7 protein-coding genes are annotated in these 9,348 nt (G+C 62.2%); 3 read left to right on the top strand and 4 right to left on the bottom strand.

The genetic code is table 11. From position 1 onward, the window contains the following. Positions 1-532: 532 nt before the first annotated feature. Both ABZE94_RS17700 and ABZE94_RS17695 read right to left on the bottom strand, forming a co-directional pair. Positions 533-1,345, bottom strand: coding sequence for an alpha/beta fold hydrolase (locus tag ABZE94_RS17700; protein ID WP_372876970.1), 813 nt, complete (start codon positions 1,343-1,345; stop codon positions 533-535). 89 nt (positions 1,346-1,434) lie between these two features. Further along, the gene (locus ABZE94_RS17695; RefSeq protein WP_372876968.1) at positions 1,435-3,885 is read right to left on the bottom strand and encodes an autotransporter outer membrane beta-barrel domain-containing protein; all 2,451 of its coding nucleotides are present in this window, start codon (positions 3,883-3,885) and stop codon (positions 1,435-1,437) included. 306 nt (positions 3,886-4,191) lie between these two features. Between ABZE94_RS17695 and ABZE94_RS17690 the strand changes: the two genes are divergently transcribed. Continuing rightward, a complete protein-coding gene (locus ABZE94_RS17690) occupies positions 4,192-5,388 on the top strand; it encodes a helix-turn-helix transcriptional regulator (RefSeq protein WP_372876966.1) in 1,197 nt (398 codons plus the stop codon). A 145-nt stretch (positions 5,389-5,533) separates the two neighbouring features. Then, the gene (locus tag ABZE94_RS17685) at positions 5,534-6,154 is read left to right on the top strand and encodes a class I SAM-dependent methyltransferase (RefSeq protein ID WP_372876964.1); all 621 of its coding nucleotides are present in this window, start codon (positions 5,534-5,536) and stop codon (positions 6,152-6,154) included. A 147-nt stretch (positions 6,155-6,301) separates the two neighbouring features. Here ABZE94_RS17685 and ABZE94_RS17680 read toward each other — a convergent pair whose 3' ends face one another. Then, entirely contained in the window at positions 6,302-7,252 is a 951-nt protein-coding gene (locus ABZE94_RS17680; protein ID WP_372876962.1) for a YeeE/YedE thiosulfate transporter family protein, read from the bottom strand. Positions 7,253-7,557: 305 nt separating this feature from the next. Between ABZE94_RS17680 and ABZE94_RS17675 the strand changes: the two genes are divergently transcribed. After that, positions 7,558-8,400 (top strand): enoyl-CoA hydratase/isomerase family protein, encoded by an 843-nt coding sequence (locus ABZE94_RS17675; RefSeq protein WP_372876960.1) that lies wholly within the window; start codon positions 7,558-7,560, stop codon positions 8,398-8,400. A 24-nt stretch (positions 8,401-8,424) separates the two neighbouring features. On the opposite strand, the gene ABZE94_RS17670 is transcribed toward ABZE94_RS17675, so the two are convergent. Further along, a partial coding sequence (locus ABZE94_RS17670) for a DUF808 domain-containing protein (RefSeq protein WP_372876958.1) occupies positions 8,425-9,348 on the bottom strand: 924 nt, incomplete at its 5' end.

Genomic DNA, 9,348 nt, shown 5'->3' with positions numbered 1-9,348 from the left:
GCGGTCCAGCGGTCCGGCGATCTGGCGATATCTGCGGATCAAAAGCATCGTCGAAGCGCCGAACCGCAGCAAGAACTAGGCGCCCCCCTGGCTCCTACAGTTTACTGCGCGACAGCGTGGCGCCCTGGCGGCTGGGCGAGGCCTCTTAACAACCTGAAAGTAACCGTTGTTGTTTCTATAATTTTTTCAGACCACCAACAACTCCCAGCAAGCGCGCGCGCTCCCGTAGCCCGGATGCAATCTGGAGAAGCGATTGCACGGCCGCTAGCCATGTCCCGGATTGCAACAGGGCTACGGAACTTCAGATCCACCCAGCTTGCTGTGCGCCAGCGTTCCGTCGAAGACGGCGAGCGAACAGCTACTGGAGTGCTCGCCGAGCCGTGCCTATAGGCCTGCATGGCAACAAACAAGACCTGCCCCCGTGGCTCTCTGGTGTAGCTGGCTGCCAATGAACCTGAACCTATCAGTAGATATCCGGCGCTCTGGCAGTTGGTACGGCCAACTTCAGGAGATTTGATGTCGCCCACGGGGGTCAAGGACATTGAATCGCCGTGCTACGGGTCTGGCTCCATGCCGTCTGCCAACCCATATCATGTGTTGCATCAACCTCGACTACCGCAACGCAACGACCCTGTAACTTCCGTGCATACCCCCGTGCCAGGGAGGGCGGAACAACAGTATCGGATCGACCAACCAGATGGCGCTGCTCAATGTCTTTGAGCTTCTCGACGCGGGCCAATGGGTCCAATGAGCCGCTCAGTGTAGAGAGTCCGTGCAGTGCCACCCAGGCCGCAGGGTCGATGTTACCAGCCATTGTCTGAATCTGAATGACGTCGTCACGCTGCTCTGCCAACAGCAGAGCGACAGCACCGCCCCCGGAGTAGCCAATCAACTCAAGGCTGTGGGATTGATAGGTACTCTTCAGTATGTCCAGCGCTTCGCTCATGCTTTGGATCACGTTTGGAGCGAAGCGGCCGTCGGTCCAGACTTGCGAACCGCAACCATCGTTCTGAATGTATTGGCAAGGTCTGGCCAAGTAAACCGCTGGCGTGGCGTCACCGATGGCCAGCAAAGCAACCATGGGGTTGTGCGGCGTCGGGTCAAGGCTCGGCCGAGAAGAAGTCACCCAGGCATGACCATCCCCTTCGATGTAGACCCGCAGGATCGGCAGTTTCAGTTGCTTGCGCTGCTGCGGTACCAGCGCTTGCAATGGGAATGGGCCGCTCGGAACGGTCAAAACGCTGTGGCTGGCCTCGCCGCTCAAATCCTCTAGCCGTACAGCGGAAGAACAACCTTGTACCAGCGCGGCAAGGATAACAACGGCGAGCAATTCGATTTTCCCCATGCAGGCTCCCTCTCAGGTTTTTTGATCGTCCAGGCACACCGGTCAAAGGAAAGCCCGCCAAAGCAGGCTTTGTTGGGGGCGGGCTGAATTCAGAAGTCGTAACGCACTTTGGCGCTGAAGGTGTCCGCGTTGAAGTCGGTTTTGCCCAAGTAGGTATAGCTAGTACCCAGGGTCACCGCGCCGAGGTGATAGTCCACGCCCACACCGGCTTCGTAGCTCGTACGCGCGGGGTTGGCGCCAGAGGTGACGAACGGCGTGCCGCCGAGCACAAAGGTCGAGGTGCTGGCAGCCTGATCGGCGATGAAGTCGTGATACGCCATCAGCGTGGCTTGCGGCTCCAGGGTGCCCTGACCGAGGGGGAAATTGCCGGCCAATCGCACACCCGCCCCCAGCTCGCCGACTTCAAAACGCTGATCCTCGATCCTGAGCGCAGCGGAAGAGCCCTTCTCACGATAGCCGTCGATATTCACCTGGCTGTAACGAGCGGCCAGGCGCGGCTCGACCAGCAGTTCGTCGCTCATTTGATAGCTGTAGCCACCAATCAGGTTAAGGCCCAATAGATTGCTGTCGTAGTCACCCTTGGCCGTGGTGCTGGCTACTTCGCGCTTGCCGCCGTTGTCGTTGAGCCCATAGGTGAGGCTGCCATCGAGGAAGAAATTACCTTGCTCGAAGCCGCTGTAGAGGGTGAAGGCATGCCCGTCCACTTCGGTCTTGTTGCCGGTCTCGCCATTGACGTCGGTGTTTACGAAGCTATAGGCCAGCCCCACTGTGAGCTGGTCGTTCAGCTTGCCGTCGGCACCCACGGCAATGCCGCGGCTGTAGGCGTTATAACCGGCAACGCCGTCGCGCAGGTCCTGGTCAGCATCGCTGTATAGCGCCTGTAGCCAAACACCCGTTTCCTTCAATACATCACCCGAGGACTGCCCCTCGCGGGTGCTACTGGTGCGGTTGCCCGCGGCGTTGGCGATCAGGGCCTGGCCGGTTAGCGCGGCCTGGGTGGAGCTGCCGCTGACCTCTGGCACCAGTTGCTCGGCGAGCGCGGCCAGCGCCACTGGATCTTCCGAGGCGGCGATAAAGGCTAAGCGCACGGGGTCGTTAGGTGCGCTTTGCGCCAATTGATTGATCACCACTTGGCTGAACGCAGCACCGGCGGCCTGCGCATTGCTCGAAGCGCCGCCGCTCGCGATGACTTCGCCAACTTCACTTGTGTTCTTGGTGGTGACCGTAGCAATAACCTGGGTGCCCGAGACCTGGAAGGTATCGACGTTCAACAACGCCGAGCTGCTACTCACGCTAAGCCCGGAGTCATCGACACTGCCGGCTTGGATCAGTGTGTAGCTGTTGCCCTGGGCGGAAAAATCATTGCCATTGGCGCTCAACTTGATTTGCGCACCCTGGTCGAACTCGGCAAAGCCGGACACTTCCAATACCGGCGTATTGGCCTGAGTGGCGCTGCTCAGGTTCAGGCCCAGGGAAGAGTTGCCGGCGATCCACAGATTGCCGTCGATGACCGTATGCGACTGCAACAACTCGAGGTGACCGGGGTTGCCGCTGTTGTAGCCACCGACTTCGACCGCCTCGGCGGTTTCAATCCGCGCACCGTCAAATTCGACATTATTCTCGACCGTCATGTAAGTGCCGAGCCCAAGGATATCGCCCTGGATCTTGCCGCCCTTCCAATCGAGGCCAATGTAGCGGCCATTGGCCTGAATAGCCGCCTGACCGCCGCTGATCAGCCCGCCATTCTGCTCGATGTAGCCCTCATTATCCTGCTCGCCAGCTTCCAAGGCATCGATATAAATGCCGAAGTTTTCACCACTGATGGTGCCGTCGTTGGTGATCGCATACAGAAACGCATTGTCGACATGGATCCCATTGGCACCAGAGCCTATCGCCGCCACGGTGCCGTGGTTGATTACATCGAGAAGATTGCTATCGAGCAAAAAAATCCCTCTGCCACGGGTGCCCTCAACGGTGATGCTGCCGTTGTTAATCAAGGAGTCGAGCGAAGCTTGCGAGCCGGAAAACTCCAGTCCACGGGCGACTTCCTCCTCCTCGCCCTCGAACGTATATGGCTCGCCCTTGGCACTCAGGTTGGCATTATTGACCAGGTTGCCATAGATAAAGGTGTCCTCAAAGTTGGCCGCTGCCGCCAGCAAGCGATTCACCGTGATGTCGCCGTTAATCGTCAAGCCGGTATGGATCACCGTCCCCTGCCCCGTCGGCTCAAACTGCCCCATATCCACACCGTCGGAGTTGTCATATTCCAGGTCGTCGCTCGAGGTGCCAATGGTGATCGAGGCGTCGATGGTCAGTCCGTTCTGGAAGGTGACGCCATTCAGCTCGATGGCATCTTCTCTGTTGCCATCGACAGCGCTGCCAAGATAGCTGCCGGAAATCGTTACCGAGTCGGCATGGTAGGTGTCTTCCTCCAATATCGAGTTGTTATTGGTAAACGTCAGGGTTTCGGCAAAGGTCGGCAGGGTGGCGCTGGAAACGGCGAGGGCGAGCAAGGTTTTGCGCAAGGTAGCAGGCGTCATGAGTCTTTCCTTTGGCTTTGACTAGGGGGGGCGAGCAATGCGTGCCTGTCATGCCTGCTCTGGCAACGGTCGCCTCGGCGTTCGATCCCTGCGCGGCAGGCGCCTGTACGCGGGGGCATCGAATACGCAAGTGACCTGTTGCAAGCACATGAGTAGCGGCACTGGCCAGCTGCCAGTAGTTTTTGGCAAAGGCCCATGGCGGCGCATCCCCAAAATTGGCTAAGGGCAATTGCTTGTCGGCGCAGGCGGGGGGGCGCTAGAGTGGCCTGATGGCATCACTCCGTGCCGAACCGAGGATCTCAGTGGATGGGAATTTCTGAACCCGCAGGCCTCGGAAGCCTGATCGGCAGCATTTACGAGGCTGCACTCGATAGCCAACGCTGGGATGCTTTTTTGGCGGGATTCTCCGCAAGGCTGCGCTCTCATGCGGCGATTATCTGGGCCCATGACTTCAGTGACCGCAGCGCCGAGATAGAGGGCGCCGCCGGTGTGATTTCCAACGTCCATGGTATCGACCCGGTTGCGCTGGGCAGCTTCGCCGACTACTACTCCGAACGAAATGTCTGGACCGAAGACCCGCGACTACACCGAGGCGGGCAAGTAGTCACCTCCTCCAGCCTTTATCCGGATAACCAGCTGAAACGCTCGGAGTACTACAACGACTGGCTGCGCCATCAGGACTTTTTCTACTCTTCTGCCGCCATCGTCGAAAAGCGCGATGACCGCTCGCTGAACGTGACACTGTTGCGCTCTGAAGCCGCTGGTGGTTATACCGAACAGGAAACCCGCATCATCGCTGCGCTGATGCCGCACTTGCAGGCCGCTTTTGCCCTGCACCGCCGGCTTTATCGGCTCGATGCGCTGTCGCAAAGCTCGATCAGCGTGCTTGAGGCCAGCCCATTCGGCGTGGTGTTGCTCGACGAGCGTGCCCAGGTGTTGCATGCCAATACGCTGGCGCACAGCCTGGCGAAAAGTTCAGGTCTGCTGCACCTGGGGATGAGTGGCAGCATTCGCGCGACCTATGCTGCGCAAGACGCGCGGCTGCAGCTTCGCCTGCACCATGCGGTGCAAACAGGTGAAGGCAATATAGGGGATAGCGGTGGCGCGCTGCGCCTGCGTGGTCTCGGTGGCGCACAGCTCGATCTGATCATCACACCATTACCCAGTTGGACCTCACCGTTCGGCGAACGCAGTGCGGCGGCAGCGTTCTTCAGTGATCCGAAAGCGACAATCGGCTCACTGGCGCAGATGCTACGCAGTCTCTATGGTATGACGCCGGCAGAGGCGCGCCTGACCGAGGCATTGGTCAATGGTCTAACACCCCAAGAATATGCCGAACGCCAGCAAATCTCCTTGCATACGGTACGCGCCCAGTTCAAATCTGCCGCGGCCAGGGTAGGTACTACCCGCCAGGCAGATCTGGTGCGCATTGTGCTGACGGGCCCCGCCGTGCTGCGGCAGACAGGATCAAACGCCTGCTTGGCCTTGGCGGACGAAGGCTGACCGGGGCATTTCTTCGATCCTAACGTTCATGCACGGGTGCAAGCCATTGCGGGCTTGCTGGTTGTCGAAGGGCAGGATGGGTGGGCTTTATTTAGCCCATCATGAGGTAAAGCAAGGCAGCAAAGGTCGAATAGGGAGCAGCAAGATGAAGAGTCCGCAAAAGTTCTGGGACAAGGTTGCGCCTCGTTACGCCAAAAGCCCAATAAAGGACGAGAAGAGCTATCAAAAGAAGCTGGCGATCACACAGCAGTACTTGCGGCCCGACTGGTCCGTGTTCGAATTCGGCTGCGGTACCGGGACCACGGCCATTGTCCACGCGCCCCACGTCAAGCATATTCTCGCCACTGATATATCGGGCAAGATGGTGGATATCGCGGCACGGAAAGCGCGCGATGCAGGTATTGAGAACGCCCTCTTCCGACAGGGCACACTGGATAGCCTGGAGTTGCAAGCTGAAAGTTTTGATGCCGTGCTTGGACTCAACATACTGCATCTTCTGGAGGATGCAGAGGCGGCAATTTCCCAAGTGAATGCGTTGCTGAAGCCTGGGGGCATATTTGTATCCAGCACTGTGCTGATCGCTGAGTTGAAGCTGTACTGGCGACTGTTGATTCCGGCTATGCAGGTCTTGGGGTTCGCCCCTCATGTGAATCGCTTCGATAAGCAGGAGCTTGTGTCCATGTTGATCGATGCCGGTTTTAGCATTGACTACGAATGGCAGCCGGGTAAGGAGTCGGTGTTTATCGTTGCCAGGAAGGAAAGATAGAGAGGGCCCGGTTAAAAGCACGGTCATAGAAGATGCGACCGAGTAGGACATATTTACCGACGAAATCGATGGTTCGGTAGGTACGCCCCCGAGTGGCGAGTGCCCTGTGTGTAACCCTCTCACTGCCGGCCCAGTTGCGCCGCGGCACTATAGGCCGAAGGTGCGCGCTCGCTGCCAAAGCTCGCGCAACCACAAGGCCAGCAGCACCACCGCGCACATGCTGGCGAAGGCCAGCCAGGCGTTGGGCCACAGCAACGGCATGCCGAACAGGATCAGGCTGTCGTTGCCGCCGGGCACCAGGGTGGCGCCCGCGCCCATCAGCAGTCCACCGCCGAAGCAGCGCACCAGGGTAACCAGGCTGGGCCAACGATGCTGCCAGAGCCCCGCCATCCAGCCGCCGTACAAGGCTCCGGCGAACATGGCCGGCACAAGCCAGCCGCGCAGGCCCAGCTGCATGAAGCGGCCGCTCGCCAGTTCCGCCAGGACATCGGTATAAGCCCAGGCACCGACATTGACGAACAGCAGCAGGAACACCAGGCCGATGATCAGGGTGGCCTGGTGCGGCGACCAGACTCGCCGGCCCAGGCGCCAGCGCCCGGCCGCGCGCCACAGCAGCCAGGCCAGGCGCACCAGTGCCGCCGCGACGACCAGCAGCCCCCAGCCCATGGGAATCGCCTGCAACCACACCGGCAGCGCCAGCGGCATGGCCGACGCCGGGCCGCTCCAGCGCTCGATCAGGGCGTAGCCCAGCAGGAAACCCGGCGGCGTGGCCAGCCAGGCCCACTGCCCGGAGCCGATCCGCGCCACTACGCCGAAGGCGCAGCCGCCGTTGAGCAAGGCGCCCAGCCCCAGCAAGGCCCCGCCGAACGCCGCGTGCCAATGCAGGGGATAGCCCATCGGCAGCTGCGGCAGGCGGCCCAGCACGCGCAGCAGGACGAAGCCGCCGAACACCCACAACGAGGCCTCCAGCAAGGCCCGCAGGCGCGTCCAGCGACGCTGCTGCACCACTTCCTCCAGGGCCGCGACCATGCAGGTGCCGCCGCGCTGGATGGCATACCCCATCAGCAGCGCCATTGCCACACAGGCCACTACGCTCATGCTTTACCCTCCTTCGCGGCATTGGCAGCCACGCCTCGGCCCGTTGCAGACGACGCGCCACGCGGCGGACCGGGATCATCCCCGGCCACGCTACAGCCCATTGGATCGCCGAGGGCTCAGGGCGTTACAGCGCCGGCCGCCGATCCGCACCTGAGCCGTGGTCAGTGGCGAGGCGCCTGCTCGTGCGTCCGCCGCCGGTTCGATCGACGCCACACCGGACAGGTCGGCATCAGCCAAGTGGATAGTGCTTGAGGCCCGCCCCTGCCCCACCGCACCCTCAGGCTTATCCAGCGAGGAGAACAAGCATGAGCGCCTACCGCACCCTGACCCGGCATGACCACGACGGCGTGGCCAGCATCACCTTCGACCACCCGCCAATCAACCTGGTCGACCGCGAGGTGGTCATCGATCTGCTCAACCTGGCCAAGGTCCTGGAAAGCGATGCGCAGACCCGCGTGGTGATCTTCCGCAGCGCCAACCCCGAGTTCTTCCTGGCCCATTACGACCTCGGCAGTCAGCTCGGCCAGCCTGCGCCGGCATTGCCGGAAGGCCAGGCCAGTTTGCTCAGCGCCTTGTTCGGCCGCTACAGCCGCCTGCCGCAGGTGACCATCGGCGAGTTGCGCGGTCGCGCCCGGGGGGCCGGCAGCGAGTTCCTGCTGGCGCTGGATATGCGCTTCGCTTCCCGTGAACGCGGCGTGCTGGGCCAGCCGGAAGTCGCGGTTGGCCTGTTGCCGGGTGCCGGCGGCACGGTGCGCCTGGCGCAACTGCTCGGCCGCGGCCGCGCATTGGAAGTGTGCCTGGGCGGTGCCGACTTCGATGCCGACACCGCCGAGCGCTACGGCTGGATCAACCGCGCCGTGCCAGATGCCGAGCTGGAGGGCTTTATCCAGGCGCAGGCGCGGCGCATCGCCAGTTTTCCGGCCGCCGGTATCGCCCACATCAAGGCCCTAGTGGACAGCATCAGCGCCGCCGATGGCGCGGCGCTGGTGGAGGAATCGCAGCGTTTCGCCGCCGACATGGCGGCGCCCGACACCCTCGACCGCGTGCAATGGCTGATGGCCAATGACGGCCAGACCGATGGCGCCATGGAGCGCGACCTCGGCACGCTGCTGGCGCGTTACCCACAGATGCTTGAGCGGGTCGATTAGCCCCGTCAGCCGGTCCCTGGTCGCCTAGGCCGGCTTGAACACCCGGTACAGGCGTCCCAGTGCCGTGACGCCGACCAGCACCAGCGCGCCGGCCAGCACGCCCAGCAGCATGTCCAGCAGGGTCGGGGTAATCACCGCCAGCGCAGCGCCGAACGCGGGCACGGCTTGCAGGCCGTGGGCGAAGCCTTCGATCAGCCTGTGAGCGGCCGGGATGCCGTGACTGAGGATACCGCCACCGACCATGAACATGGCCACGGTGCCGATCACCGCCAGGCTCTTCATCAGATAGGGCGCGGCGCTGAGGATGCCGGCACCGAGGCTGCGCTGCAGGCGCCCGCCCAGGCCCCTGCCAGTGCGCTGGGAGAGGTACAGGCCGCCGTCGTCGAGCTTGACGATGCCGGCCACCAGCCCATAGACGCCGACGGTCATCAGCAGGGCAATGCCGGCGAGCACGGCGAGCTGGGTGCCCAGCGCCTGGCCGGTCACGGTGCCGAGGCTGATGACGATGATTTCCGCCGAGAGAATAAAGTCGGTACGCACCGCGCCCTTGATCTTGTCGCGCTCGAAGGCGACCAGGTCGACCGCGGGGTTGACCAGCGCCGCCGTCAGCTCAGCTTTGTGTTGCTGCTCTTCAGCCTGGCTGTGCAGCAGCTTGTGCGCCAGTTTCTCGAAGCCTTCGTAACAGAGAAAAGCGCCGCCGAGCATCAGCAGCGGCGTGACCGCCCAGGGCGCCAGCAGGCTGACGACCAGCGCCGCCGGCACCAGAATCAGCTTGTTCAGCAACGAGCCCTTGGCCACCGCCCAGACCACCGGCAGCTCGCGCTCGGCCTTGACCCCCGAGACCTGCTGGGCATTCAGGGCCAGGTCGTCGCCGAGCACGCCGGCCGTCTTCTTCGCCGCGACCTTGGTCATCAGTGCCACGTCGTCGAGCATGCTGGCGATATCGTC

The organism is Pseudomonas sp., assembly GCF_041601375.1.
Taxonomy (GTDB): domain Bacteria; phylum Pseudomonadota; class Gammaproteobacteria; order Pseudomonadales; family Pseudomonadaceae; genus Aquipseudomonas.
The sequence above is the reverse complement of the archived record's forward strand: the minus strand, read 5'-3'. Positions and strand labels throughout refer to the sequence as shown.

What these genes read in the sequence shown, in the direction of transcription:
- ABZE94_RS17700 (WP_372876970.1), bottom strand. Translation starts at nt 1,345, where the DNA reads ATGGGGAAAATCGAATTGCTCGCCGTTGTTATCCTTGCCGCGCTGGTA.
- ABZE94_RS17695 (WP_372876968.1), bottom strand. Translation starts at nt 3,885, where the DNA reads ATGACGCCTGCTACCTTGCGCAAAACCTTGCTCGCCCTCGCCGTTTCC.
- ABZE94_RS17690 (WP_372876966.1), top strand. Translation starts at nt 4,192, where the DNA reads ATGGGAATTTCTGAACCCGCAGGCCTCGGAAGCCTGATCGGCAGCATT.
- ABZE94_RS17685 (WP_372876964.1), top strand. Translation starts at nt 5,534, where the DNA reads ATGAAGAGTCCGCAAAAGTTCTGGGACAAGGTTGCGCCTCGTTACGCC.
- ABZE94_RS17680 (WP_372876962.1), bottom strand. Translation starts at nt 7,252, where the DNA reads ATGAGCGTAGTGGCCTGTGTGGCAATGGCGCTGCTGATGGGGTATGCC.
- ABZE94_RS17675 (WP_372876960.1), top strand. Translation starts at nt 7,558, where the DNA reads ATGAGCGCCTACCGCACCCTGACCCGGCATGACCACGACGGCGTGGCC.